The 26,523-nt window shown below is 69.4% G+C and carries 24 protein-coding genes and 1 tRNA gene; 8 read left to right on the top strand and 17 right to left on the bottom strand.

Annotated elements, in window-relative coordinates:
* Nucleotides 1-55 precede the first annotated feature (55 nt).
* Nucleotides 56-1,021: a sugar ABC transporter substrate-binding protein gene (locus ELQ94_RS12135; protein ID WP_127050620.1), complete on the bottom strand. Its 966-nt coding sequence runs from the start codon at nt 1,019-1,021 to the stop codon at nt 56-58.
* 151 nt (nt 1,022-1,172) lie between these two features.
* On the opposite strand from ELQ94_RS12135, the gene ELQ94_RS12130 reads away from it, so the two are divergent.
* Nucleotides 1,173-2,357 (top strand): Gfo/Idh/MocA family protein, encoded by a 1,185-nt coding sequence (locus tag ELQ94_RS12130; protein ID WP_127050619.1) that lies wholly within the window; start codon nt 1,173-1,175, stop codon nt 2,355-2,357.
* 74 nt (nt 2,358-2,431) lie between these two features.
* Here ELQ94_RS12130 and ELQ94_RS12125 read toward each other — a convergent pair whose 3' ends face one another.
* The 7 genes from ELQ94_RS12125 to iolC all read right to left on the bottom strand — a co-directional run bounded on the left by ELQ94_RS12125 (nt 2,432) and on the right by iolC (nt 10,024).
* On the bottom strand, nt 2,432-3,178 hold the full coding sequence (locus tag ELQ94_RS12125) for a TIM barrel protein (RefSeq protein WP_208007687.1): 747 nt from the start codon (nt 3,176-3,178) through the stop codon (nt 2,432-2,434).
* A gap of 37 nt (nt 3,179-3,215) precedes the next feature.
* A complete protein-coding gene (iolG, locus tag ELQ94_RS12120; RefSeq protein WP_127050617.1) occupies nt 3,216-4,226 on the bottom strand; it encodes an inositol 2-dehydrogenase in 1,011 nt (336 codons plus the stop codon).
* Nucleotides 4,227-4,275: 49 nt separating this feature from the next.
* Nucleotides 4,276-5,193 carry a sugar phosphate isomerase/epimerase family protein gene (locus ELQ94_RS12115; protein ID WP_127050616.1) on the bottom strand — a complete coding sequence of 306 codons (918 nt, stop codon included), beginning with the start codon at nt 5,191-5,193 and terminating at the stop codon, nt 4,276-4,278.
* A complete protein-coding gene (gene iolD, locus ELQ94_RS12110; protein WP_127050615.1) occupies nt 5,190-7,127 on the bottom strand; it encodes a 3D-(3,5/4)-trihydroxycyclohexane-1,2-dione acylhydrolase (decyclizing) in 1,938 nt (645 codons plus the stop codon). The genes ELQ94_RS12115 and iolD overlap by 4 nt, the downstream gene beginning before the upstream one ends.
* Nucleotides 7,124-8,050, bottom strand: coding sequence for a 5-deoxy-glucuronate isomerase (gene iolB, locus ELQ94_RS12105; RefSeq protein WP_127050614.1), 927 nt, complete (start codon nt 8,048-8,050; stop codon nt 7,124-7,126). The genes iolD and iolB overlap by 4 nt, the downstream gene beginning before the upstream one ends.
* Nucleotides 8,051-8,157: 107 nt before the next feature.
* The gene (locus tag ELQ94_RS12100; RefSeq protein WP_127050613.1) at nt 8,158-9,066 is read right to left on the bottom strand and encodes a class I fructose-bisphosphate aldolase; all 909 of its coding nucleotides are present in this window, start codon (nt 9,064-9,066) and stop codon (nt 8,158-8,160) included.
* Nucleotide 9,067: 1 nt separating this feature from the next.
* The gene (gene iolC, locus ELQ94_RS12095; RefSeq protein ID WP_127050612.1) at nt 9,068-10,024 is read right to left on the bottom strand and encodes a 5-dehydro-2-deoxygluconokinase; all 957 of its coding nucleotides are present in this window, start codon (nt 10,022-10,024) and stop codon (nt 9,068-9,070) included.
* Between the two features lie 153 nt (nt 10,025-10,177).
* Here iolC and ELQ94_RS12090 point away from each other — a divergent pair, with 153 nt between their 5' ends.
* The 4 genes from ELQ94_RS12090 to ELQ94_RS12075 all read left to right on the top strand — a co-directional run bounded on the left by ELQ94_RS12090 (nt 10,178) and on the right by ELQ94_RS12075 (nt 14,479).
* On the top strand, nt 10,178-10,939 hold the full coding sequence (locus tag ELQ94_RS12090) for a GntR family transcriptional regulator (RefSeq protein ID WP_127050611.1): 762 nt from the start codon (nt 10,178-10,180) through the stop codon (nt 10,937-10,939).
* Nucleotides 10,940-11,059: 120 nt separating this feature from the next.
* Complete coding sequence (treS, locus tag ELQ94_RS12085) at nt 11,060-13,432, top strand: maltose alpha-D-glucosyltransferase (protein ID WP_127050849.1); 2,373 nt, start codon at nt 11,060-11,062, stop codon at nt 13,430-13,432.
* A gap of 31 nt (nt 13,433-13,463) precedes the next feature.
* Nucleotides 13,464-13,814, top strand: a complete 351-nt coding sequence (locus ELQ94_RS12080; protein ID WP_127050610.1) for a hypothetical protein — start codon at nt 13,464-13,466, stop codon at nt 13,812-13,814.
* A 203-nt stretch (nt 13,815-14,017) separates the two neighbouring features.
* A complete protein-coding gene (locus ELQ94_RS12075; RefSeq protein WP_127050609.1) occupies nt 14,018-14,479 on the top strand; it encodes an iron chaperone in 462 nt (153 codons plus the stop codon).
* A gap of 37 nt (nt 14,480-14,516) precedes the next feature.
* On the opposite strand, the gene ELQ94_RS12070 is transcribed toward ELQ94_RS12075, so the two are convergent.
* The 3 genes from ELQ94_RS12070 to ELQ94_RS12060 form a co-directional block, all read right to left on the bottom strand.
* Nucleotides 14,517-14,903 carry an ester cyclase gene (locus ELQ94_RS12070; RefSeq protein WP_127050608.1) on the bottom strand — a complete coding sequence of 129 codons (387 nt, stop codon included), beginning with the start codon at nt 14,901-14,903 and terminating at the stop codon, nt 14,517-14,519.
* A gap of 82 nt (nt 14,904-14,985) precedes the next feature.
* The gene (arfB, locus tag ELQ94_RS12065; protein WP_127050607.1) at nt 14,986-15,423 is read right to left on the bottom strand and encodes an alternative ribosome rescue aminoacyl-tRNA hydrolase ArfB; all 438 of its coding nucleotides are present in this window, start codon (nt 15,421-15,423) and stop codon (nt 14,986-14,988) included.
* A 569-nt stretch (nt 15,424-15,992) separates the two neighbouring features.
* Nucleotides 15,993-16,064: transfer RNA gene (locus tag ELQ94_RS12060), tRNA-Arg, on the bottom strand.
* 322 nt (nt 16,065-16,386) lie between these two features.
* On the opposite strand from ELQ94_RS12060, the gene ELQ94_RS12055 reads away from it, so the two are divergent.
* Entirely contained in the window at nt 16,387-18,945 is a 2,559-nt protein-coding gene (locus tag ELQ94_RS12055) for a LamG-like jellyroll fold domain-containing protein (protein WP_127050606.1), read from the top strand.
* 672 nt (nt 18,946-19,617) lie between these two features.
* On the opposite strand, the gene ELQ94_RS12050 is transcribed toward ELQ94_RS12055, so the two are convergent.
* The 4 genes from ELQ94_RS12050 to ELQ94_RS12035 form a co-directional block, all read right to left on the bottom strand.
* Nucleotides 19,618-20,121 carry an HNH endonuclease gene (locus tag ELQ94_RS12050; RefSeq protein WP_127050605.1) on the bottom strand — a complete coding sequence of 168 codons (504 nt, stop codon included), beginning with the start codon at nt 20,119-20,121 and terminating at the stop codon, nt 19,618-19,620.
* Nucleotides 20,122-20,472: 351 nt separating this feature from the next.
* Nucleotides 20,473-21,261: a C40 family peptidase gene (locus ELQ94_RS17700; protein WP_208007670.1), complete on the bottom strand. Its 789-nt coding sequence runs from the start codon at nt 21,259-21,261 to the stop codon at nt 20,473-20,475.
* Nucleotides 21,262-21,518: 257 nt separating this feature from the next.
* Nucleotides 21,519-22,511: a peptidoglycan DD-metalloendopeptidase family protein gene (locus ELQ94_RS12040; RefSeq protein WP_243696998.1), complete on the bottom strand. Its 993-nt coding sequence runs from the start codon at nt 22,509-22,511 to the stop codon at nt 21,519-21,521.
* 332 nt (nt 22,512-22,843) lie between these two features.
* Entirely contained in the window at nt 22,844-23,539 is a 696-nt protein-coding gene (locus ELQ94_RS12035; protein WP_127050603.1) for an iron-dependent transcriptional repressor DtxR, read from the bottom strand.
* Nucleotides 23,540-23,651: 112 nt separating this feature from the next.
* Between ELQ94_RS12035 and serC the strand changes: the two genes are divergently transcribed.
* On the top strand, nt 23,652-24,764 hold the full coding sequence (gene serC, locus ELQ94_RS12030) for a phosphoserine transaminase (RefSeq protein WP_127050602.1): 1,113 nt from the start codon (nt 23,652-23,654) through the stop codon (nt 24,762-24,764).
* Nucleotides 24,765-24,836: 72 nt separating this feature from the next.
* On the opposite strand, the gene ELQ94_RS12025 is transcribed toward serC, so the two are convergent.
* Complete coding sequence (locus tag ELQ94_RS12025; RefSeq protein ID WP_127050601.1) at nt 24,837-25,616, bottom strand: DUF3027 domain-containing protein; 780 nt, start codon at nt 25,614-25,616, stop codon at nt 24,837-24,839.
* Nucleotides 25,609-25,992 carry a cold-shock protein gene (locus ELQ94_RS12020; RefSeq protein ID WP_106564800.1) on the bottom strand — a complete coding sequence of 128 codons (384 nt, stop codon included), beginning with the start codon at nt 25,990-25,992 and terminating at the stop codon, nt 25,609-25,611. The genes ELQ94_RS12025 and ELQ94_RS12020 overlap by 8 nt, the downstream gene beginning before the upstream one ends.
* A gap of 246 nt (nt 25,993-26,238) precedes the next feature.
* Here ELQ94_RS12020 and ELQ94_RS12015 point away from each other — a divergent pair, with 246 nt between their 5' ends.
* Nucleotides 26,239-26,508, top strand: a complete 270-nt coding sequence (locus ELQ94_RS12015; RefSeq protein WP_243696997.1) for a multidrug ABC transporter ATPase — start codon at nt 26,239-26,241, stop codon at nt 26,506-26,508.
* The last annotated feature ends 15 nt before the right edge of the window (nt 26,509-26,523 follow it).

The raw sequence follows: 26,523 nt of genomic DNA, 5'->3' as shown, positions 1-26,523 counted from the left end.
TCAGGTCTCCTCTCGGTGGTCGCGGCGGGGACGGGCGCCCCCGCCGTCGGCGTTCTCACCGCGTACCGTTCGCGGCGTACTCGGCGACCTCGGCGGCGTTCTCCTCGGTCACGAAGGCCGGTCCGGAGTAGACCGGCTGGCCGCCGCCGATCTGGTTGCCGTTGATGGAGTCGAGGTACAGCGCGGTCACGCCGAGGAATCCCTGGACGTAGGGCTGCTGGTCGACGGCGAAGAGGATCGCGCCGTCCTCGATGTTGCTCACGACGTCCTCCGAGAGGTCGAACGTCGCGACCGTCGCCTCGCTGCCCGCCTCGGAAACGGCACCGACGGCGTCGATCGCGTACTGGCCACCGAGAGTGAGGACGCCGTCGATGGAGGGATCGGCCTGGAGCTTCGACTTGATGGTCGCCTTGACCTCGGCATCGTTCGTGCCGTCCACCTGCAGGTTCTGCATCGATCCGGTGAAGGTCGAGGCGGCCGAGCCGCATCGCTCCTCGAGTCCGACGTTCCCGGCCTCCTGGATCACGCACAGGACGTTCGTGAGTCCGGCCTCCGAGAGCCGGTCACCGACCGCCTCGCCGGCGACGGACTCGCTCTGTCCGATGTGCGTGATGGCGCCGAACTCGGCCGAGCGCTCGATGCCCGAGTTGATCGTGACGACGGGCACGCCCGCCGCGACGGCCTTCTCGATGCTCGACTGCAGGCCGTCCGGGTTCGCCATGGAGACGACGATCCCGTCGACGTCCTGCGCCACGGCGTTGTCGATGAGCTGCGATTGCTTGGCGGGGTCGGGGTCCGCGTTGTACGTCACATCGACTCCGTAGTCGGAGCCGGCACGTTCGGCACCGGACTTCACGCGGTCCCAGAAGGCGTCTCCTGGACCCGAGTGGGTGACGACGGCGTACGTGAGATCGAGCGATTCCGAGGTGGCGGCCGGCTCCTGGCCGGTGCCTGAACAGGCGGAGAGGAGCAGGGCGGCCGTGGCGGCGAGGCCCACGCTCGTGAGGAGGCGCATCTTCATTGAGGGTTCCCTTCGGTGCGGAGCGTCTCGCCTGCGAGCCGTCCGGGTGACGTCGGTGTCGAGTTGAGTTTCCGACTGTTCGACGCATTTGTCAATACATTCTGTCAAGCCGGTATAGTCGGCATCACTCACCGTCGAGGAAAGGTCTGTCATGCCGGAACGAACACGCGTCGGGGTCGGCCTCGTCTCCGTCGGTTGGATGGGTCGCGTGCACGCACGGGCCTACCGGGCGGTCGGGATGCACTATCCCGACGTGACCGCGAGCGTCTCCCTCGTCTCCGCCGCCGACGTCAACGCCGATGCCCGGCAGTACGCGGCCGACGCGCTCGGGTTCGCGACGACGACGGACGACTGGCGGAAGGTGATAGACGACCCGGAGGTCGACGTGGTGTCGATCTGCACCCCGAACTACCTCCACCACGAGGTGGCCCTGGCGGCGGCCTCCGCCGGTAAACCCTTCTGGATCGAGAAGCCGATGGGCCGGGGAGCCGCGGAATCGGCCGACATCGCGCGCGCGGCGACGGCTGCCGGGATCGTGACCTCGGTCGGGTTCAACTACCGGCACGCACCCGCCGTGGCCCGCATCCGCGAGCTCGTGCGCGGCGGACACCTCGGCCGCATCACGAACGTCCGCGTCGCCCTGCTCGCCGACTACTCGGCCGATCCTCGCGGCGCCCTGACGTGGCGCTTCCGCACGGAGGAGGCCGGGTCGGGCGTACTCGGCGATCTGCTCTCCCACGGCGCCGACCTGGCCCAGTTCACCGTGGGCCGCATCTCCGAAGTGACGGCCCTGACGGAGCGGTTCATCCGCGAGCGTCCTCTACCCTCGAACGCATCGAGCGGGCACTTCTCGCTCGGTTCCGCGTCGGCCGAAACCGGCGAGGTGGAGAACGAGGACTACGCGGCCCTGCTCGTCCGCTTCGACTCGGGCGCCGTCGGCGTCATGGACTCCAGCCGGGTCGCGGTCGGCCCGCACGCCGAGTACACGCTCGAGATCTACGGAACGCTCGGATCCGTCCGCTGGGACTTCCAGCGCTTCAACGAGCTGCAGATCGCCGATTCGGCGGACGGGTATCGCACGGTCATGGCGGGGCCCGAGGCCGGCGACTTCTCGCGCTTCCAACCCGGCCGCGGCACGAGCATGGGGTTCGACGACCTCAAGACGATCGAGGCCCAGCTCTTCCTGCGATCGGTGGTCGAGGGACGGCAGGTGGGGCCGTCGGCGTCGGACGCCTGGTCGGCGTCCGAGATCGTGGCAGCGGCCCTGCGGAGCGACGAACGACGGGCGTGGGAATCCGTCCCCACAGTCGAGGGAGCCACGACCTTCGATTCCTGAGGCGACGCGCCGGGCCTCAGCGGGCGGCGCGTCGCCGCGTCCGGGCGAGCGCGGCGGCGAGGGTGCCCCGTTCCTCAGACCGTGAACGCAGCCCGGAACGCGGCGAGCGCGGCGTCCGGGTCGGAACGGGCCCAGGCTTCGAGGCCCACGACGCCCGTGTAGCCGAGGACCCCGAGCTCCGCCGCGATCGCCTCGTAGCGGATCTCCCCCGTGCCCGGTTCGCAGCGACCGGGCACGTCGGCGACCTGGATCTCCCCCACCCACGGCAGGGCCGACCTCACGAGTTCGATGAGGTTCCCCTCGCCGATCTGCGCGTGGTAGAGGTCGAGATTGAGGCGGAGGCCCGGGTCGTCGACGGAGCGCACCAGGGCGAGCGTGTCGGCGGCACGGGCGAACGGCGTGCCCGGATGATCGACCGCCGTGTTGAGGTTCTCGAGCGTGAACACCCGTCCGGATCGGCGCCCGAGGTCCGCCAGCCGCGCGAGAGTCTCGCGGGCCCGCAGCCAGTCCTCGCCCTCGACCGACGACCGCGGATGCACCGGCATCCCGTCGGGATCGAGCCCCGTTCCATGGAGATTGAGTCGGGGCGAATCGATGATGTCGGCCGCGCGCAGCGATTCCTCGGCCGTCGAGAGCAATTCGGCGATCCCCTCGTCCGTCGTCGGGTCTCCGCGGAGGTACCCCGTCATCGAGGAGAAGGTCGCACCCGTCGCGGCGAGGGACTCGAGGTCCTTCGACCGCCAGTCCCAGATCTCGACCTCGAAGCCGAGCTCGTGCAATCGACGCACCCGATCCGCGACGGGGAGGTCGACGTAGAGCATCTCGGCCGAGGCGGCCAGCCGGAATCCCACGACGATCTCAGCCCAGGTCCACCGCGACGGAGACGCGCTCCTCGGCGGAGCGCTGGGCGGCGTCGGCGAGGATCAGGGCGGCTCGGCCATCCTCGAACGTCGGACTCGTCGAGGACTCGCCCCGCACGAGACGGACGAAGGCGCGCAGCTCGGCCGCGTAGGCCTCCGCGTATCGCTCGAGGAAGAAGTTCTGGTACGGCGGCTTGCCCTCCACGACCGTGGCGGTCGACAGGCTGACGAGGCTCGTGGGGGCGTTCGCGACCTGCAGCGAGCCCTCGGCGCCGAAGGCCTCCAGGCGCTGGTCGTAGCCGACGGCGCTGTGCCGCGAGTTGATGATCGTCACCGTCGCGCCCGACGACGCGCGCAGCGTCGTGACGGCCGAGTCGAAGTCGCCGTGCTCGCGGGCGCCGTCGTCGAAGAGGGCCGATCCGACCGCGGTGACCTCGACGATCTCCGGCAGGAAGAACCGCGCCATGTCGAGGTCGTGGATCGTCATGTCACGGAAGATCCCGCCCGACACGGCGACGTACGCCGCCGGCGGTGCCGCGGGGTCCCTGCTGACGATGGTGAGCTGCTCGAGGGCGCCGATCTCCCCCGCCGCCACGCGGGACTGCACGCTCGCGAACGCCGGATCGAAGCGGCGGTTGAACCCGAGGGCGACCGGTACGCCCGACGACCTCACGAGGGGCAGCAGGGAGTCGACGCGCGAGATGTCGAGGTCGATGGGCTTCTCGCAAAGCGCGGGGATTCCCGCCTCGATGGCGGCGGCGATGAGGTCGACGTGGGTGGCGGTCGGCGAGGCGATGAGCACCGCGTCGACGTCGCCGGAGGCGAACACCTCGGACGCGTCGTCAGTCACGGCACCGCCGAAGCGCTCCGAGACGGCTTCGGCGCCCGCGATGAAGGGATCGCACACCCAGGACAGCGTCGTGTCGGGGTCTGCGGCGATACTCCGGGCGTGTACCTGGCCGATGCGGCCGGTTCCGATGAGTCCGAAGCGGAGGGGGCGAGTGGTCACGATCTGTCCCGTCGAGTAGGTGGAGCGTGGAAGGTCAGGGGGAAGGCGTCTACAGCCACGAGCGGAGTGCCTCGCGGTTGTCGCGCTGGTCTGCGGCGCGTTCGTCGCGGAAGGCGGCGATCGAGACGCCGGGTCCGTTGAGCACGTCCTGCTCCACGACAACCCAGCCGCCGAACCCGCGCGCGTCTATCGCGTCGAGGACTGCGTCGAGATCGAGGTCTCCGCGACCGAAGGCGACGAACGCGCCGGACGACCAGACGTCGCGCATGCCCCCGCCGGCGGCGAGCACGCGGCGCAGTTCGGCGAGGTCCACGTCCTTCAGGTGGAGGTGGTTGATGCGATCGCCCCACCGCTCGACCACGTCGAGCGGATCTCCCCCCGCGATGAGCAGATGGCCGGTGTCGAGCGTGAGGTCGATGTCCACGTTCGCGAGGAAACGGTCGATCTCGGCGGACGACTCCACGAAGGTGCCCGCGTGGTGGTGGAACGTGGGTTCGAAGCCCGCGGCGCGCACGCGGGCGGCGGCCGTCTCCGTGTTGGCGAGGAGGCGCGACCAGCCGGCCTCGGCGAGAGGATCCGCGGTCTCGCCGCGACCCGGAGCGCTCCGGCGGGCGGCCGAACCGTCGTCGGCGAGCGTCGGGAGCGGCAGTCGGTCCTGGCCGTTCTCCGCCGCCTCCGCGAACACGCGGAGCGCCTCGTCGAGCCCGGGCAGCGACGCGGCGAACGCGTCGTCGTCCGACAGCGGGAGCTGCACCCAGCCGCCCGCGAGCTCGAGGTCGAACCGCCGGAGCCGCGTGCGGAGCTCGTCACCGCGACCGAGGAAACCCACGGGCCCGAGGTCGATGCCCCGGTATCCCGCCGCAGACAGCAGTTCGAGCATGTCGTCGGGGCCCACGGTGTCGGCCCCCTCCGGCGTCATCTCGAACACGCCGAAGCTCACGGGCGCGCCGGCGACGGCGGCCTTCATCGGTCCGCTCCGTCGCCGGCCGCTTCTCCCAGAAGGGGACGCTGCGCCGAACGGAGGCGCTCGTATTCGGCTCGCGCCCGCGCGGTGGATTCGGTCGTGGAGGTCTGCGCCACGGGCACGTCCCACCAGCCCTCGCCGTCCGGCCCGTAGAGCAGCGGATCGCTCTCGACGTGGATGACAGTGGACCGCGCCGACGCCTTTGCGGCGCGCACCGCGTCGCTCAGCCGTGTGCTCGCGTCCGGCCCGGGCTCGACCTCGATCACGTCGATGCCGTAGCTGCGCGCGTTCATCGCGAGATCGATCGGCAGGAGCGTGTCGCCCTGGAAGTTGCCCGTCGCCTGATCGAGCGCGCGGTACTTCGTACCGAATCGCTCCGAGCCGACGGTCTCCGAGAGGTGTCCGATCGACGCGAAGCCGTGGTTCTGGATGAGCACGACGACGATCTTGATCCCCTCGGCCACCGCGGTGACGAGCTCCGAGTGCATCATGAGGTACGAGCCATCGCCGATCATGACGATCACGTCGCGGTCGTCGCCGACGGACTCGAAGGCGCGCTTGGCGCCGAGTCCTCCCGGTATCTCGTATCCCATGCAGGAGTATGCGTACTCCACGTGGTAGCCGAGCGGGTCGCGCACGCGCCACAGCTTGTGGAGGTCACCGGGCAACGACCCGGCGGCCTGCACGACGACGTCGCGCGGGTCGGATGCGCCCTGCACCGCGCCGATGATCTCGGACTGGCTCGGTCGTTCGGCGCCCGTCGGAGCGAGGGCTGCGTCCACGACGGCGTCCCATTCGGCCTTCTCGCGGGCGATGCGCTCCGTGTAGGCCGGGGCGACATGGAAGCGCGTCAGCTCCGCTGCGAGCGCCTCGAGGGCCTCGCGCGCGTCGGCGATCACGGGGGTCTGCGTACCGTGCTTATAGGCGTCGAACGCCGCGACGTTGATGTTGACGAAGCGCACGTGCGGGTCCTGGAACGCCGTTCGCGACGCCGTCGTGAAGTCGCTGTAGCGTGTGCCGATCCCGATGACCACGTCGGCCTCCGCCGCGAGGCGGTTGCCGGCGGTCGTGCCGGTCGCGCCCACCCCGCCGAGGTACTGCGCGTGGTCCCACGGGAGGGAACCGCCGCCGGCCTGCGTCGTGACGACCGGGATGCCCGTGGCCTCGGCGAACGCACGGAGCGCGTCCTCCGCGGCGGAGTAGAGCACGCCGCCGCCCGCGACGATGAGCGGCCGTTCGGCGGCGCCGATCGCGGCGACCGCACGGGCGAGAGCGCCCCGCTCCGGAAGGGGCCGGCGGAGGTGCCACTCGCGGTCGGCCAGGAACTCCTCGGGCACGTCGAGCGCCTCGGCCTGCACGTCCTCCGGGAGCGCGATCGTGACCGCACCCGTCTCGGCCGGGTCGAGCAGCACCCGCATCGCCGCGAGCGCGATCGAGTAGAGCTGCTCGGGCCGCTGCACGCGATCGAAGAACCGCGAGAGCGGCCGGAACGCGTCGTTGACGGTGAGACCGATATCCCACGGCTGCTCGAGCTGCTGCAGCACCGGGTCGGCGACGCGCGTCGCGAAGGTGTCACTCGGCAGGAGCAGCGCCGGAAGGCGGTTGGTCGTCGCGAGTGCGGCTCCCGTGAGCATGTTCGTGGCCCCCGGGCCGACCGAGGCGGTCGACGCGAAGGTGCTCAAGCGGCGGCGCATGCGCGCGTAGCCGACGGACTGGTGCACCATCGCCTGCTCGTTGCGGGCCTGCAGGTACGGCATGATCCGCGAACCCTCGGCGTCGAGCTGGGCGAGCGCCTGCCCCACTCCCGCGACGTTTCCGTGGCCGAAGATCCCGAACATGCCGGGGATCGTGCGCTCGCGGTGGTCGCCGTCGACCGTCCACTGGTGAGCGAGGAACTCGACGAGGGCCTGCCCCACCGTCATTCGTCTCGTGGTCATCGGGTGGATCCTTCCGTCGTGTACGGCAGTCGGGCGTCGACGCCCGCCGTCGCCCAGTCGTCGCGCACCCACGCGTGGCGCGGGTCGTCCGTGATGCGCCAGATGCGCTCGGCGTCGGGTCCCGCCATCACATTGAGGTAGTAGAGGTCATAGCCGGGGGCGGCGACGGCCGGGCCGTGGTAGCCGAAGGGCACGAGGGCGATGTCACCCGAGCGCACCTGCGCGTCGATCTCGATGTCACCGGCCGGGGACGACGACGTGCTGAAGAGGCCGAACGCCGCGTCCGCATCCACGGAGGCGGGGGCCCCGCGGGTGGGGGCGGACTCGAAGTAGTAGATCTCCTCGAGGCGGGACTCCACGCCGTCGACGTGCTCGTCGTGCTTGTGCGGAGGGTAGGACGACCAGTTCGACGCCGGCGTGATGACCTCGCAGACGATGAACCGCGCAGCGTCGAGGCCGTCGGGCGTGCCGAAGTTGTGCACCTGACGGCTCGAGGCACCAGCACCGCGGAGCTCCACGGGCGTCTCGGACGCCGCCACGTGCCGCGTCGGGAACCGCTCCTCCGTCGGCGACGAGGCGACGGCGACGCGGCCGCTTCCGGAGACCTCGATCGTCGACCCGGCGCCCGCGTAGAGCACGTCGGTGGGGCCGTCGAAGACCGACGCGCGACCGGCGAGCGCGACCGTCCGTCGCTCCCCGTCTCCGTCTCCGTCAACCACGACGACTTCGAAGCGGCCGGAGAGGGGAACGACGAGTCGCTCCTCACCGCGGTCGTCGAGCGCGAGCGTCTCGCCGTCGCTCAGCTCTGCGACGCGCAGGCCGGTGTGCTGCCAGCCGGGCAGCTGCGCGTCCACGACGCTCTCCCACCCGTCGCGGGCGAGGTCGCCGCGGCGGTGGAACCAGCGGGGTGTCGAATCGGTCATGCGGTGTCCTCGTTCCGTCGGCGTCGTCGCCGTCTCGAAGGGTGTCGTCGGGGGCTGCTGGGCCTCGCTGGGTCAGGGTGTCACACCGGGGTCAGGGTGTCACGGGGTCAGGAGGACGAGGCGGGGTGGACCAGTCGAGCGGCGGTGTCCACGGCCCCGGCCACATCGCCGTCGGGCGGATACAGCAGCGTGCGACCGACGGTGAGTCCCCGCACGCCGGGAAGCGCGAGCGCGTCCTGCCAGGAGGCGAACGTCTGGTCGGGGTCCGATCCGGAATCGCCCCCGAGCAGGAGCGTCGGCAGCGTCGTGGCCGCCATGACGCGCTCCATGTCCTCGACCACGGGCAGCTTGAGCCACGTCGATGCGCTGCTCGCGCCGAGGCCCGAGGCGATCGCGACGGACAGGATCACGGCGTCCGTCGAGAGGTCGTTGACGACGCGGTCGTCGACCCAGCGGCTCATGAACGGCTCGAGCATGATCGGGAGTCCGGCCGCCGCCGCTGCCGTGACCGCGTGCGCCGTGCTCTCGAGCGTCGCGGCGGTGCCGGGGTCGTCGAGGTTCAGCCGGAGCAGGGTCTTCGCGACGTCGAGCCCCGCCCCCACCATCGACGGCACGTCGTACGCCGTGAAGCGGTCGTCCATCTCGAAGCGGGCACCGCGCAGACCGCCGCGGTTCATCGACCCCACGACGATGCGATCGTCGAGCAGCCCCAACAGGGCGAGGTCGTCGATGATGTCGGGCGTGCCGAGCACGCCGTCGACGCCCGGGCGGCTGAGTGCGATCGCGAGTCGCTGCAGCAGATCGTCGCGATCGGCCATCGCGGTGGGGCGGTCCCCCACGGCGAGGGCGCCGCGGGCGGGATGGTCGGCGGCGACGATGAAGAGCCGCCCGTCCCCGCGCATCAGGTCGCGACGGCGACGCGACGCGAGGGCCTCGCGGATCGCCTCGGGCCGTTCGGCGCGCACCCGGCGGAGTCCGGCGAGAGCGTCCGAGGCGAGCACGGTCGTGAGCGTCATCTCAGCGCCTCCCGTCGAGGATCGCGTCGACCTCGTCGCTCGTCGGCATCGCGGTAGAGCATTCGCGTCGCCCCGCCACGATCGCACCCGCGACGTTGGCGAAGCGGAGGATCCGTTCGAGGTCCCACTCCGCGAGGAGCCCGTGCACGAGGGCCCCACCGAACGCGTCCCCGGCGCCGAGGCCGTTCACGACGTCGACCGGTACGGGCGGCACCTCCACACGCTCGGCCCGGGTCTTCGCGAGCACGCCCTTCGGCCCCTGCTTCACGATGGCGAGTTCGATGCCGAGGTCGAGCAGAGCGTCGGCAGCGCGATCGGGGTCGGACTCCCCCACCGCTACCTCGCACTCCTCGCGGTTGCCCACGGCGACGGTCGACAGGGCGAGTGCCCGGCGCACCTCGCGGGTTGCGTCCTCCGGTGATGACCAGAACATCGGGCGATAGTCGAGGTCGAAGACGGTGAAGCGGGCACGGTCGCGGATCGCGAGCGCCTCGGCGTGTGTGGTCCTGCTGGGCTCGGCGCTCAGGCCCGTCGCGGTGAACCAGAAGACTCGGGCCGAACGGATCGCGTCCGCGTCGACGTCGTCGATCCGGATCGCGAGATCCGGCGCCTTCGGCTCGCGGTAGAAGTAGAGGGGGAAGTCGTCGGGCGGGAAGATCTCGCAGAACGTGATCGGTGTCTTGAAGTCCGGGTCGGTCGGCACGAAGCGCGCGTCGACCCCGAGCCGGCCGAGTTCCGCCGTGAGGTAGCGGCCGAACGGGTCGTCGCCCACGCGGGACACGAGGGCCGAACGCCGACCGTGACGCGCGGCCGCGACCGAGACGTTGGCGGCGCTGCCGCCGAGGTACTTGCCGAAGGTCGAGACGTCTTCGAGCCCCACGCCGTCCTGCAGCGGATAGAGGTCGACGCCGAGGCGTCCCATCGCGAGGAGGTCGAGGCCTCCGGTGTTCTCGGTCATACGGCGCTGTACAACTTCCTGGTCCACATCACGGCCACCCCGTGACTATGTCCTGACAATATCACAAGCTCTCGTTGGCAGAGATGTGACAACGCACGGGGTTCGTCCTATTGTCGTCACAATGACGCGCAGCCGGCGCGGTGAGGGAGCGACATGGCCGACGATCGCACGTACTGGCCGGACGAACTCTTCGCCGACCTCGACCGCACCGGCCCCGTGCCCCTCTACTTCCAGGTCTCGAGCCGACTCGACGCGGCGATCCGCGGGGGGACGATCCCGCCCGGAGCGCGCCTCGACAACGAGATCTCCATCGCCGCGCGGCTCGGGCTCTCGAGACCGACCGTGCGCCGCGCGATCCAGGAACTCGTCGACAAGGGCCTCCTCGTGCGGCGCCGCGGCATCGGGACCCAGGTGGTCCAGGGCCAGGTCACACGCCCCGTCGAACTCAGCAGCCTCTACGAGGACCTCGAGAACACCGGCCACTCCCCCGGCACCGTCGTCCTCGAACACGCGGTGATCGCCGCCGACGACGCGCTCGCCGAGCGCCTCGGGGTCGACGTCGGCGCGGACGTCGTGCGTATCCGCCGCCAGCGCTCCACAGACGGCGTGCCCGTCGCCGTGCTCGAGAACATCCTGCCGGGCGAGTTCGCGGACATCACGGCGGAGCAGCTCGAGACGGCCGGGCTCTACCAGGTGCTGCGGGGTCGTGGCGTCGCGATCCGCATCGCGAAGCAGAAGATCGGCGCGCGACGCGCTCACGGCGACGAGGCCGAGCTGCTCGGGATCGAGCGCGGCCACCCCGTCCTCACGGTGGAACGGATCGCGTTCGACAACGCAGGGCGGGTCGTCGAGGTGGGGCACCACTGCTACCGGCCGGACATGTACAGCTTCGAGACCACGCTCGTGGCGAAATAGTCACCCGAAAGTCGTCCGGAAGCTGCGGCGGACCGGACATGAGTCAAGGGTCTCCGCGAGGATGGGATCGGATGATCGAATGGACATCGACGATCGAGGGATGAACACGTGAAGGAAGAGATGTCGGACGACCAGGGACACGAGCTCGACGAGACGATCGCCGCGGACGCCACCGCCGATGAGACGGTCGAGGAGACCAGCGAAGCGGGCGAGATCACCTACGACGAGCAGCGCTACCCCGCGCGCCCCCGTCGTCTCCGGCCGCGCACCAACCTGCGCGGCGGCAGCCTCCGCCGCTCCTTCTCCGACCCGCGGGCGGCGAACGGCCAGAACCCGGCCTACGTCGAGTGGCTCGTCCGGCACTCCATGCTGAAGGATGCCGACGTCCTCGGCCGCCAGCTCTCGGGACAGCCGAGCATGTGGCGCCACCCGTACGCCCGTCCCGACGCGCGTCGGGCCGTCGCGACCACCGACGTGTGGTTCACCGCCTACCCGATCTCCGTGATCACGCGCGAGCACGAGACCTACATCGGCGCCCTCGCCGACCCCGCCCTGTGGAGCGCCTTCCAGGCGATCGGCATCAACGGCGTGCACACCGGACCCGTGAAGCGCGCCGGTGGAATCACCGGCTGGTCCGAGACGCCGAGCGTCGACGGTCACTTCGACCGCATCAGCACGCAGATCGACCCCGTCTTCGGCGACGAGGAGACCTTCCTGCGCATGGCCGACGTCGCTGAGGAGCACGGCGGCAGCATCATCGACGACATCGTGCCCGGACACACCGGCAAGGGGGCCGACTTCCGCCTTGCGGAGATGGCGTTCAAGGACTACCCCGGCATCTACCACATGGTCGAGATTCCGCCGGAGGAGTGGGACCTGCTGCCCGAGGTTCCCTCGAACCGCGACTCGGTGAACCTCTCCCCCGCCACGGAGGCGGCTCTCTCCGAGCGCGGCTACATCATCGGCGAGCTGCAGCGTGTCATCTTCTACTCCCCCGGGGTGAAGGAGACGAACTGGAGCGTCACGGCCCCCGTCGTGGGCGTCGACGGCGTCACGCGGCGCTGGGTCTATCTCCACTACTTCAAGGAGGGTCAGCCGTCCGTCAACTGGCTCGACCCCACCTTCGCTGGCATGCGTCTCGTGATCGGCGACGCGCTGCACTCGCTCGGCGACCTCGGCGCGAGCGCCCTGCGTCTCGACGCGAACGGCTTCCTCGGTGTCGAGAAGAGCGCCGAGGGTCTGCCGGCGTGGTCCGAGGGTCACCCGCTCTCCCAGGCCGCGAACCACATCATCGCCGGCATGGTGCGCAAGGTGGGTGGCTTCACGTTCCAGGAGCTCAACCTCACCGTCGACGACATCCGCGACACGGGTGCCGTGGGTGCGGACCTCTCGTACGACTTCATCAACCGGCCCGCGTACCAGCACGCCCTCGCGACCGGCGACACGGAGTTCCTGCGACTCACGCTGCGCACCTCTCTCGAGTACGGCGTCGAGCCCGTGAGCCTCGTGCACGGCATGCAGAACCACGACGAGCTCACCTACGAGCTCGTGCACTGGTCGACCCTGCACCGCGACGACGTCATCACGTACCGGGGCGTCGAGACGACCGGTCTCGCCATCGCCGACTCGATCCGCGCGGAGCTCACGTACGTGCTCACGGAGAACGCCGACTACAACATGGTGTTCACGCAGAACGGCATCGCCTGCACGACGACGTCGCTCATCGCGGCCTCGCAGGGCCACCAGACGCTCGACTCCATCACGGAGGACGACATCCCGAACATCCGCGAGGCTCACCTCGTGCTCGCCGCGTTCAACGCGTGGCAGCCGGGAGTGTTCGCGCTCTCCGGGTGGGACCTCACGGGTGCGCTCACCATCCCGAAGGAGGAGGTCGCCGACCTCATCGCCGACGGTGACACGCGCTGGATCGAGCGTGGCGCGCATGACCTCGTGGGTTCCTCGCCCAACGCGACGCGTTCCCTCTCGGGCATGCCCCGCGCGCGGTCCCTCTACGGCACGCTGCCCGACCAGCTCACGAAGTCCGATTCCTTCGCCACGGGGCTCAAGGAGATGCTGCGGATCCGCGCCGAGAACGGCATAAACACGGCTCGCCAGGTCGACATCCCCAACGTGGCCCAGCGAAGCATGCTCGTGATGGTGCACGAGATCGACGGGGAGGACGGCGAGGTCACCACCCAGGTGACGGTCCTCAACTTCTCAGGCGAGCCCATCGACGGAGCCGTGCTGTCGGAGTCGCTGCCGCCGCGGGCGATCGTGACCGACGTCGCGACGGGCGAGACGATCGCGAAGGTGGACGATCTCCACAGCTTCCCGATCAGCCTCGAGCCGTACGGTCGCGCCTTCCTCATGCTGAAGCCCGGGCCGCCCGAGGTCTCGACGGCCACGACGGCGATCCCGATCATCGTGGGCACGGGCACGTCCGCGATCCCGACGATCACGTCGGCGATGCCGATCATCCCGCCGACGCACTGACCCGGCGAGGCGTCGTCTCGAGGAGGCATCGATGGTGATCGAGGTCCTGTTCAACCTCGCGATGATGGTGCTCGACGCGCTCAGCGTGTTCTTCACCGGGCGTCGACGATTCGACTTCCGTGGGACGGACGCGTCCGAGGACGGTGGGTTCACCCTCGGCCTCGAGCGGCGGAAGAATCATCCGTACCTCGAGATCCGCGTGAAGACGGCGATCGGGACCGGCCGTGAGCACTATCGGCTCACGGCCGAGGAGTACGGACGTTTCCTCAACGATCACGCTGCGGGCGCGGCCTTTGCTGAGGAGTGCCGCGTGGAGCAGCACGACGACCGGTTGTTCCGGCGTCGGCGCTGGTCGGCGGAACAGAGCGACGCTTCGACCTGAGAGCCCGCACCGGCGCGCCGCAACTTTTGCGTCGTGCGCTGCAATTCCTGGTGAGCGCTGCTGCAATTGCTACAGCGCTCACCAAGAACGGCAGCGCTGCACCAGCGCCCATCGAAGTGGTCGATCGAACACCTCGGGAGAAGCGGGCGGCAGGTCCGCGCGGCACACTGGAGTCATCGCATTCGATGACGAAGGAGACCACCATGGCCGAGACCTCGGAACCCACCGATGCCCGCACCGACGACGAGCAGGACGGCTTCTCCGACAAGGAGAAGGCCGCGATGAAGGAGCGCGCCGCCGAGCTGCGGAAGCAGAAGCGCGGTGCGAAGAAGGATCCGGAAGCCGACCTGCTCGAGAAGATCGCCGAGATGCCGCACTCCGACCGTGCGATCGCCTCGCGCATCCACGAGCTCGTCACGGAGCACGCCCCGTCGCTCACGTCGAAGACCTGGTACGGCATGCCCGGCTGGGCGAAGAACGGCAAGGTGCTCTGCTTCTTCCAGGGGGCAGCGAAGTTCGACACCCGCTACGCGGCCCTCGGCTTCAACGACATCGCGACCCTCGACGACGGCACCATGTGGCCCACCGCCTATGCAATCACGGAGATGAACGCGGCTAACGAGAAGCTCATCATCGGCCTGTTGAAGAAGGCCGTGCAGGAGTAGTAGCGGCGAGCGCCGGGAGTCTGCCCCTCGGCCCCGATCAGGCGAGCTGAGCGCGCAGCTCCGCGTCGGACGATCCCGAGAACTCCGCGATCCGGCCGTTTGTCACGCGGTAGATCGCGAACTCGGCCACGTTGACGTGCCGTCGTGTGGGCGCGATGTCGCGGTAGTGGCCGGAGTGCGTTCCGCTCCCTCGCAGGTGCGCGGCGATCCGGTCGTCCTCGATCACGAGCTGGATGCGCTTCCACCGCCAGTCGGGGAAGGCGTGGAAGAACTCCCCGAGATCCGCGATCCATGCCTCGCCCCCACGTGGCAGGTGCGCGCGCCGGACGCCCGGATCGATGAGTGAGCGCACGGCCTCGAGGTCGTGGCGGTTCAGGGCGTCGAGGAACTCGCCGTACCACTCCCCCAGTTCCCACGACTCCACCCGTCCATTATCCCGGGGCGGTGCGGGTGTCGGGACGTGTCGCGGTGACTGCGGGCGAGCGCTACTCGGCCCGCGACGCGCGTCAGTCGGTGGGACGCTTGCGCAGCTGCTTCGTCTGGCTGCGCTTCTGGTTCGCCACCACCCGCCGCTTCTGCGCACCCTTGCTCGGCTTCGTGGCTCGGCGCGGCGCCGCAGGCGGCCGCAACGCGTCGGCGACCACGGTCGCGAGCCGCGCGAGCGCGGCCTCCCTATTGCGCAGCTGCGCCCGCTGCTCCGACGCCGCGATCGTGAGCACGCCGTCCACGAGCCGGCTACTCAGTCGATCGAGGACACGCTCCTTCTGAACGGGCGACAGCGCGCTCGATCCGGCCGCGTCCCACACCAGCTCCACACGCGAGTCCGTCGTGTTCACGCCCTGCCCGCCCGGCCCAGACGACCGCGAGAACCGCCACGACAGCTCGGCGTCGGGGATCGTGACCCCCGACGTCACGCGGAGGCCGGGGCGGTGTGCGGTGGCCATGAGTCCATTATCCCGCGCGTGGGTGACCCGGTGAGAGTGACAGAATCACGGTTGGATGCTTTCCGGCCTCCTCTTCCCACCAGGAGAATCCGCCCGGTATGTCGCGTGACGGCTAAGGGACGCTGATGACGAAACGAACCTCGCCACAGAAACGTGCGACTACGGCTCTCCTCAGTGCAGGAGGGCTGGTGATCGCCGTGTGGCTGCTCAATCTCGCGTACATCTCACTGGACGAGTCGGCCACGCCTCCGACGACCAGCCTCTCGGCGATTCCAACGGGAGCCGAGTCAATTCGGACTGAGAAGATCTGTGCATCCGGGGGATGCTGGCAGGAAGCGACGATCGTGCCGTCCGACGGAGAGTCGCCCGACGATTTGGCGGCTCGAATGGGACTGGCGACGGAGACGTGCTCGCCAGGAACGATCATCGATCCGCGGACCATCTGTCGCGGCTCGATGACGTCGAAGGACGGGCAGCTCGTGATCTACGTGTCGTGCTGGGCTCGCGGCTACTGAGAGCGGCGGAGGGAGGGCGTCCAGTCGGCCTCGGTTCTCGAGACGATCACAGAGTGCCCCTGGAGGGACTCGAACCCCCAACCAACTCCTTAGGACGGAGGTGCTCTTCCATTGAGCTACAGAGGCCAGCGCACGACAGTCTATCCGACGGCCCCGCCCGAGCTCTCGTCGCGCCCTCGGCTCCGCCACCTGAGGCTTTTGAGCGTCTTCGCGCCGGTGTAGCGGCGCGAAGACGCTCAAAGGCCCCACCTGACGGGTGGAAGTCCCGGCGGGTGCGACGGGGTGGGGGCCCGCACAGCGGCGGAATTCCTCCACGTACCGGGCGTTCACCGGCGGGACACGCCACGGGGCGCGGCGGGCCATACAGGGTTCATAGGGAACCGGAAGCGTTGAGACGTTTCCAGTGGAAACGACTCCCCCTCCGTACGACCTTCCGAAGGACACCCCTGTGCATTCCTCCCCCTCCGCCCCCGCCGGCGGATCCGGGCGACGCCGAACCGTCGCTCGTGCGACCGCTGCGGCGGCCGCGAGCGCCGTCGCGCTGAGCCTCCTCGCCACGGCCCCCGGCACCCCCGCCGTCGCCGCGCCCGAGGACCTCGCGTCGCGCTTCACGTTCGCCGTGCTGCCCGACACGCAGTTCTACTCGCGGTATTCCGCCGACCAGTTCCTCCCCCGCTATGGCACCGACCCGTTCCGCGTGCAGACCGAGTTCCTCGCGGAGAACGCCGACGCCCTCAACATCCCGTTCGTCGCGCACCTCGGCGATGTCGTCGACCGCGTGGGAACCACCCGCGAGTGGGAGGCGGCCGACGTCGCCATGCAGACCCTCGACGACGCCCCACTCCCCTACTCGATCCTGCCCGGCAACCACGACGTTCGGAACTCCAACGACCAGCTGAGCGACGTCGACTACGACCTCGCGAACGAGCCGTTCCTCGACTGGTTCGGCCCCGACCGCGCTGCGGGCGTCTCCACCTACGAGGGCAGCGACCCCACCGGGCTCAGCCAGTACCACGTGTTCGAGGCCGAGGGCCAGGAGTTCATGGTGCTCGCCATGACCTGGCGCGCGTCCGACCAGACATTCCAGTGGGCGCGCGACGCGATGGCCGCGCACCCCGACGTGCCCGTCATCCTCACCACGCACTCGCTCCTCAACATCGAGGCCGACCAGGAGACGCCGCGCGACACCGAGTACGGCGACAAGCTGTGGGACGAGCTCATCGCCCCGAGCGACCAGATCTTCCTCACGCTCAACGGTCACTTCCACGGCGCCACGAAGCAGACGAAGATCAACGACGCCGGCCACGCCGTCACGCAGGTGCTCATGGACTACCAGATGGCCTATGAGGGCGGGAACGGCTACCTCGGGCTCATGGAGTTCGACCTCACGAACAACGCGATCAACGTGCAGACGGCGTCGCCGTGGGTCGTCTCGAAGCCGCAGGAGAGCCTCACGAGCTACGACCAGCCCTTCGTCGAGTCCGCCGGTCAGCAGTTCACGATCGACATCGACTTCGCGGAGCGCTTCGCCGCCTTCGACCCCGACTTCACCGCCGGGGAACCGACGCAGCCGAAGCTCACCGAGGTCGCCCGCGACATCCTGCTCGACGGCTTCGAGGGTCCCGACCCCATCTCCACCGAGATCCCGGGCAACTCACTCGACTACCTCGAGGCCGACGGCACCGTCGCGCACTGGCGCATGGGCTCGCTCGACGAGGGCGTGCTGCCCGAGGGCGGCGTCGTGCCCGACGTCGCGAACGGCAACGACCTCACCCGCGCCTCCATCGAAGAGTCCGGTTCCGCCACGGCCGAGGTCGGCGACGTCACGATCGTGAAGGACGACGTGCACGACTTCTCCTCCGACGGCGCCGCGATGTGCTTCGCGAACACCGACCAGGCGGCCGGTCGCTTCAGCTACCTCGAGACCGCCGAGGACGCCCCCGCCAACGACGAGACCTTCGAGGACGGCTACACGCTCGAGACGTTCATCAAGCTCGACGAGAGCTGGACGGCCGAGAAGAACGGGTGGTCCAAGGCCATCGTCCGCTCGGGCAACCGCGAGAAGCTACCCGGCATGCCGTGGTCGCAGTGGGACCGAACGGCGTCCCCCGCCGCCCTCGGTATCTCGAACCTCCGCGAGTTCCAGTACACCGAGGTCCCCACGGAGACGACGAAGGGCGACCGCACCGCCTGGTCCGGCGAGATCATGGTCGACAGCTGGGCGCACGTCGCCATCGTCAACGACCCGGACACCTCGACCACCACGATGTACGTCGACGGTGCCCCCGTGCTCCGCAACGCGACCGACACCCTCGGGCAGAGCATCAACGAGGACACGACATGGCTCTTCGGCGCCGACTTCGTGGACGAGGCCGCTCGCAACGGGTGGAACGGCTGCATCGGCGAGACGCGCGTGATCGACCACGCGACCGACCAGACCGAGTGGCTCACCCAGCGCGCCGACCTCAGCACGCTCACGGTCGCTGCCCCCACGGGCACCCTGCCGTGGGACACGGAGCTGACGGAACTCTCGGGAACCGGCTTCCCCGGCGCCGAGGTCACCGTCGGTGACGCTCCCGTCGACGCCGCTGCGGCGCTCGCAGCGGGCGAGCTCGCCGGCACCACGACGGTCGACGAGGACGGCACCTGGACGGTGTCCTTCGACGAGGCCCTCGCAGCGGGTGACTACGCGGGATCGGTCGTCCAGGCCCTCGGTGCCCGGGCGTCCGACGCGATCGGTCTCGACTTCGCGATCGCCGCGGCACCCGCGGAACCGACCCCGGGACCGACCGACCCGACGGATCCGAGCGACCCGAGCGACCCGCCCACCGCGCCGACGGATCCCTCCGATCCCGACGCCGACGCTCCGGGCACCGGCGGTGACGACGACCTCGCCGTCACCGGTTCCGACGCCGCCCCGTGGCTCATCGGCGCCGCGATCGCCCTGCTCCTCGGAGCAGCGTCCGTCGTGATCGCGCGCACCCGCCGCCGCCACACCGCCGACTGACCCGCACCTCGGTCACAACGCACCCATCCACACCGGAACGCCCCGCCCGCACTCGCGAGCGGGGCGTTCCCCCGTCCACCCGGCTGTCTCCCCCAGCCCGCCCGCCTCACCTTCGGGTGGACGCAAAAGGTCACGCAACCGCCTTCTGGGCAACACAACGCGTCCACCCCGCTGGTCCTCTTCCGTCGAGTGGACGTGAATGGTCATGCGACCGCCTTCTGGAGGACAAAACGCGTCCACCCCCCGCTGCCGTTTCGACCCGACCGCGCCCCACAACCGACCCGCCTGCGATCCATCCGCGATCCATCCGCGACCAACACCCGACCCACCCCAATCCACCGGCCCACCGCACTCGGATGGACGCGAATCGTCGCGCGACCGCCTCCCGGGCGACAAAACGCGTCCACCCCGCTGCTCCCTTTCCGCAGGGTCGACACGAATGGTCGCCCAGTTTCCCGGAAGGCGACAGGTTGCGTCCACCCGGAAGGCGACAGGTTGCGTCAACCTGGAAGGCGACAGTTTGCGTCAACCCGGAAGGTGGCAGTTTGCGTCAACCCGGAAGGTGGCAGTTTGCGTCAACCCGGAAGGCGACAGTCTGCGTCCACCTGGAAGCGGCGCGGTGCAGCGCTCGGCGATGAGGAGCGTGAGGAGCGCGCGGAAGCGAGGTGTGCCTCAGGCCGCGGTGACGATGTCGAGGTACTGGTCCCACACCGGGGTCGTCCGCTCGACGCCGCGCACCGCCCATGTGGGGCCGTGCGGCGTCTTGGGCGTGACGCGGAGCTGCCAGCCCATCTCGGCGGGTGTGCGGTCGCTCTTCAGGTTGTTGCACTTGAGGCAGCACGCCACGAGGTTCTCCCAGGAGTCCTCGCCGCCGCGAGAGCGAGGCAGGATGTGGTCGATCGTCGTGGCCGTCTTACCGCAATACCCGCAGTGCTGCCCGTCGCGACGGAGCACGCCCCGCCGCGTGACGGGCACGCGTCGGGAGTGCGGGACGCGCACGTAGCGCGTCAGCACGATCACGCTCGGGCGATCCCACGAGCCCGATGCCGCCCACACCGGGTGGCCCGTGTCGACCTCGACGACGGTGGCCTTGTCATTCATCACGAGCATGAGGGCCCGCTTGAACGACACCACGGCAAGGGGTTCGTATCCTGCGTTCAGCACGAGTGTGCGCATCGGTTGTTCCTCTCGAACGGCCGCTTGGGTTTCCGGTAATTCGAACTGCACCGACACGAGACGAGGATCCAGGGGTCTTCAGGCAACAAAAAAGGCACCGTCCAATGGACGGCGCCTTTCTCCACTCGGTCCGAGACCGAGGCACAGTTGGCTGAAATGCTTCAGGACGTACAGGCCGCGCGCATCCATGGGGTGGATACCCGTAACCCTGTCCATTCGGCTCCCCTTCTCCTCGAGAAGTGTCAGAGCATCAGAGTAACCCGATTTCGTCGGAAATCGTCCCAGACCAATCGATCGTCCTCATGTCGTCACGCGGAGTTCACACGGGGCTCCCGCAGCCAGGGGAACGGGTCAGCCGTTGATCCGCACGATGTAGTAATCGCTCGTCCAGATGGAACGCATCTGCACGACCTTGCCGGGGCGCGGGGCGTCGAGGATCATCCCGTTGCCCGCATAGAAGCCGTCGTGGCCGTTCATGATGACGAGGTCACCCGGCTGCGCCTCGGACAAAGGGATGCGGGTCCCGGCGGCGGCCTGCGCGCTCACGGAGTGGGCGAGGTCGATGCCGAACTGCGCGTACACATACATGACGAAACCGGAGCAGTCGAAGCCCGAGGGTGTCGACCCCCCGAACACGTACGGGGTTCCCCGATACTGCAGCGCGGTCTGAAACACCGCATCGAGGCTGAACGACGTGGTGGGCACGGATCCGGTTGACGGCGGGGCGGAGGTCGTCCCCGCGGACGTCGCCGACGCGTTGGCGGCGGCCGCGGCACGCGCTGCCGCCTCTGCTTCCGCTGCCGCTTCGGCGGCAGCCAACTCCTCCGGGGTCGTCGCCGAGTAGGCGCCGGCGGAGGCTCCCGCGAGAGCGATGTCACCGTTCACCGTGAGGGACTGCGTCTCGATCGCGGCCGTCTGCGAGGCGGGAGTGGGCTCGGGGCCTGGCTCCGTCGCGAAGGCGGGGAGCGCCGTGGTGCTGAAGAGACCGACGACGATCGCGGTGCCGATGACGCGGGCCCGCGCCTTGCGGGCGCGGCTCGCGGCGACGAACCGTCGTTCCGCTTCCCGGCGGGCGGCACGAGAGGTGTGGATGGACACGTCGGCGGGGGTGGCGGAGCGGCGGATGTCAGCGGAAGTCACGAAATGAATCTCCTGTGCCCGCTCGACGCGACCGGAGTCGTCCGCCGCCTCGCTCGGTGGTTCCGGGATCGATCACCGGGGCGAGGCGCGGGCACCCGGGAACGTGTCAGCCCTGAGAGGATCTGGGGGCGGACCTCGACCACACTAGGCCACGATCAGACGAATGGCCAATTGTCCAGAGCCTCAGGTCACGAACGCATAACGACTGCCAGGTGATTCAGAGTCGGGAGTCACCTCCCGAGGACGCTACGAACGCGTCAGGCCACGCCGTTGGCGCGAAGCCAGGCCATCGGGTCGACGAGGGATCCGTTGATCTTGACCTCGAAGTGGAGGTGGTTGGCCGTCGAGCGGCCGGTGCTGCCGACCTGGCCGATGATCTGGCCGGCCGTGACCGTCTGACCCACCTGCACGGCGCGCGTGCCGTAGGTCATGTGCGCGTAGAGCGTGGAGACCGTCTGTCCATTGATGACATGGTCGATGATCACGGCGACCCCGTAGCCGAAGTAGCCCTCGGAGGAGACGCGCACGACGCCGTCGGCGGCGGCGCCGATCGCGGTACCCCCGGCGCAGAGCATGTCGACGCCGTTGTGGGCTCCGCCGCGCGAGCCGAAGCCGTCGCCGATGGTCGCCGTGACGGCGAGCGGGTACCGGACGGCACCCGAGCCGGCGATCGCGCCGAAGATGGCGGAGCCGCCTCCGCTGGAGCTGCTCGAGTCGCCACTCGCGAGAGCGGCCTCGGCGGCCTTCTTCGCTGCGGCGGCCGCCTCGGCCTCTTCCTTGGCCTTCTTCGCCGCGGCGATCTCCTCGGGGGTGGTCGCCGCGTACATGTCACGGTTCACCGTCAGGGCACCGGAGGCGGAGGAGACGACGAGGGTCTGGGCCGAACCCTCTGCGACGGAGTGTGCCGTCTCGGTGACCGAGACGTCGGGCGCGACCGCGTAGGCCGGGAGCGCGACGGTGGCGAAGAGACCGGGAACGACGAGGGCCACGATGGCCGTGGAGCGGAACGACTTGCGCGGCGCCGGGCGCTTGGCCGCCGATGCCGGAGCGGTACGAGCGGGCTGCCGGAAGGCGTCGTCCGAGGAGCGTGCGTTCGACGTCGGGATCGACGCGGCGGAACGCGGAGCGGATGCGCGCTGTTCGGCGCGAGCGGTGGCCGCCGTGGAGGCGTCTCGACGCAGCGACCGCCGCGAGGGGAGTTCTGACGTGGTCAGCTCGGCGGGAGTCGAATCAGTGGATCGCTCGGGCACGGAACCCTCAGGAGTCGAGGCGGATGACAGAACCAATAGGTGACCTCCGGCGTCCCGAACCCTTGCGGGCAGCTCTCGTCACAACCAGGAAGTTGGCTTCTCCCCGCGATGTGACGAGTCTCGGGACGACTCGCGGGGGGTCCGTCGGTCGGTGTATCGACCTTTGGACTTCCCCGAGAATACGCGAGAATCCGCCGAAAAGCACGTCCTTCGACCGCCATCGGGGGAAAGATAACGACCCGATAACGACGAAACCCGACGTGACCCGGCGTTTAAGCCGCGGACCGCACGAACGCCTCGGCGTGATCGATGTCGATCGACAGGTGCCGGACCTACGCGACGGAGACGTAGATGTGGCCGGCGACCTCGGTCGGCAGCTCGAGTCCGTCTCCGTGGCCGTCCACGCGGACGAGGATGTAGGACCCCGAGGCGGAGAAGGTCGCGGAGGAACCGGGCGTGACTCCCGCCTGCTTGAGCTGCAGGAGCAGCTCGGGTTCGAACTGGACGGGCTCGGCGAGACGGCGGACCGTGGCGACCACGGGCACGTCCGAACCACGGACGGCGTCGACGATGTTCACGACGCCCGTCGTGAACGCAGCGGCTGCCGTGCCTCCCAGTTCCTCGAGCCCGGGGATGGGATTGCCGTAGGGCGACTCGGTAGGGTGACCGAGCACCTCGAGGAGCTTGCGCTCCACCTGCTCGCTCATGACGTGCTCCCAGCGGCAGGCCTCCTCGTGCACGAACTCCCACTCGAGTCCGATGACGTCGCTCAGGAGTCGCTCCGCGAGGCGATGCTTGCGCATGACGTGGACAGCGCGTCGACGACCGAGATCCGTGAGCTCGAGGTGACGATCGCCGGAGACGACGACGAGACCGTCACGCTCCATGCGTCCGACAGTCTGGGACACGGTCGGGCCGGAGTGGCCGAGCCGCTCGGAGATCCGAGCGCGCAGGGGCACGATGTTCTCCTCCTCGAGGTCGAGGATCGTTCGGAGATACATCTCCGTCGTGTCAATAAGGTCGGTCATCGACATCCCCTCCGCAGGTCACGCACGTCGACCCCAGCCTAGTGTTTTCCGAGACCTCCCCGGCGCAGGGCCTCGTCGGGCGGACGGAGCCGTGCGCCTCTACAATCGAGGCATGCCTGAGCTCGTCATCCCCCGTGACCTCCTGCCCGCCGACGGACGATTCGGTTGCGGACCGTCGAAGGTCCGCCCCGAACAGGTCGCGGCCCTCCAGGAGGCGGGGACGTCCCTCCTCGGTACGTCCCACCGGCAGGCGCCCGTGAAGTCGCTCGTCGCCGACGTGCGGCGCGGCCTCGCGGAGCTGTTCGCACTGCCGGACGGCTACGAGATCCTGCTCGCCAACGGAGGCTCCACGTCGTTCTGGGACGCCGCCGCGTTCTCGCTCATCTCCCGCCGCAGCCAGAACCTCGCGTTCGGCGAGTTCGGTCAGAAGTTCGCGACCGCCGCCGCAGCTCCCTGGCTCGACGCACCGGACGTGCGGAAGGCACCGGGTGGCGGGATCGTCGCCCCGGAGGCCGTCGAGGGCGTCGACGTCTATGCGTGGCCGCACAACGAGACGTCGACCGGTGTGATGGCCCCCGTCCGCCGCGTCCACGGCGACTCCGGAGCGCTCACCGTCGTCGACGCGACCAGCGCGGCCGGCGGGCTCCCCGTCGACCTCGCCGAGACCGACGTCTATTACTTCGCGCCCCAGAAGAACTTCGCCTCCGACGGCGGCCTGTGGTTCGCCGCCGTCTCCCCCGCCGCGATCGAGCGCATCGAGCGCATCTCCGCGAGCGACCGGTACATCCCCGAGACGCTGTCGCTCGCGAACGCCGTGGCCAACTCGCGTCTGGAACAGACCCTCAACACCCCGGCGCTCGCCACCCTCGTGATGCTGCGCGCTCAGCTCGAGTGGATGAACGGCAACGGCGGTCTCCCGTGGGCGAGCGAGCGCACCGCGACCTCGGCCGCGACACTCTACGACTGGGCCGAGCGCACCTCGTACACGACCCCGTTCGTGTCGGACGTCGACGCGCGATCGAACGTCGTCGTCACGATCGACTTCGACGACGCGGTCGACGCGTCGGCGGTCGCCAAGACCCTGCGGGCCAACGGGATCGTCGACACGGAGCCCTACCGCAAGCTCGGCCGCAACCAGCTGCGCGTCGCGACCTTCGTTGCGATCGATCCGGCGGACGTCGAGAAGCTCGTCTCGTCCATCGAATTCGTCGTCGACGCCATGTGACGTGCGCCTCTGCACGATGACGAAGGGGCCGGTCGCATCGCGACCGGCCCCTTCGCTGTTCCCGACGAACCGTCAGCGGTCGTCTGCGTCATCCTCGTCGTCGGACTCGTCGTCGTCGGACTCGGAGTCGTCATCGTCGTCGTCGGAGTCGTCGGATTCATCGTCGTCGTCATCGTCGGATTCATCGTCGTCGTCATCGTCATCGGCGTCGTCATCGTCGTCGGAGTCGGCGACGACAGCGTCGATGTCGAGATCGTCGTCGTCCTCGTCGAGGTCCGCCTCGTCGATATCGTCGTCCGCATCGTCGTCGGCGTCGGCGGACGTGGCATCGGCAGCCTCCTCCGACGCGCGGTGGTCCGCGAGCCGGTCGGACCACGGCACCCAGTCGGGCGCCGTGAGCGAACCCTCTCCGGGCATCATCGAGATCTCGAGCACCGTCGGCGCCTCGTCCTCGACCCGCGCGATCGTGACCACCCAGAACCATCCGACGTAGCCGTCGACCCGGCTCGAGAAGCGGAGCGTCAGGACGTGCTCGGCTTCCACCGTGTGACCGGCGTCGGCACCGATGGTGCGTTCGGGCGTGACCTCGAGGAGCGCGGAGCGCGCGAGTGAGCGTGACGCGACGAGGACCTCGTCCGCCTCGAACACGATCTCGGTCGTCGCCTCGTCCGAGGACTCGTCCGCAGGCGCTCCGCCAGCCGAGGAGTCGCTCGCGAGCGGCTCCTCGTGGACCTCATGCACCTCGTCGGTCTCCGGCGCTTCGCGGGTCTCCGCTGCCTCCTCGACGTGCGCATCATCGATCAGGGGCACCGCCAGGTCCCCGGTGTCCGTCGACTCGTCGCGCTCAGGCATCGAGCTCGTCGGCGACGCGACGGAGAACCGCCGCGACCTTCCGTCCCTGCGCACCCTCGGGGTAACGCCCCTTGCGGAGGCCCGTGCCGAGTCCGTCGAGGAGCTTCACCAGATCCTCGACGATGATCGCCATGTCATCGGCGGACTTGCGCTTCATCTTGACGAGGCTGGGCGGCGCCTCGAGCAGACGGACGGAGAGGGCCTGGGCCCCGCGCTTGCCGTCGGCGATGCCGTATTCGAGTCGCGAGCCCGTCTTCACGCTCGTGACGTCCGCGGGCAGAGCGGACGCATGCAGGAACACTTCCTGACCGTCGTCTCCGGCGATGAAGCCGAAACCCTTGTCCTCGTCGTAGAACTTGACCTTGCCGGTGGGCATGGTGACCTCGCTGTGTTTCGAACGCCGATCGTGCCGGCGTCAGGGGGTGATCGTCTCGGACAGGTCCGAGACGGGGGCGACATTCGCGCCGCCCTCCTGAGTTTAGTCGGCGGGGCGCTTGGCTCCTCTCCGTCGCGACCGATCCCGGCCGGTGCGGGCCGTACGCCGCCGATCCCGCACGTCCGATCCGAGCCGGTCCGGCCGCGAGCCGCCGCCCCCCGACCCGTCTGGGCCTATCCTGAGGAGGTGAGCACACCGTCGACGTCCGCCCCTACTCGCATCGAGCGCATTCTCGCGTTCATGCTGATCGGCGTCTTCGCCATCTCGATCGTGGCCCTCTTCACGGTCCTCATCGCCACGTGGGCCGGCGCCGTCGACTTCGGCGGCAGCCTGTGGCCCGTCGTCGCCATGACCCCGTACTTCGGGCTGCCGATCTCCTTCCTCCTCCTCTTCGCGCTGCTCATCATCGCCACCGTGCGGCGAGCGCGCGCAGCCCGACGCGACGACGGGGTCTGACCATGGCCGACCCGC

It is taken from the genome of Labedella endophytica (assembly GCF_003990045.1).
GTDB classification, from domain to species: domain Bacteria; phylum Actinomycetota; class Actinomycetes; order Actinomycetales; family Microbacteriaceae; genus Labedella; species Labedella endophytica.
The sequence above is the reverse complement of the archived record's forward strand: the minus strand, read 5'-3'. Positions and strand labels throughout refer to the sequence as shown.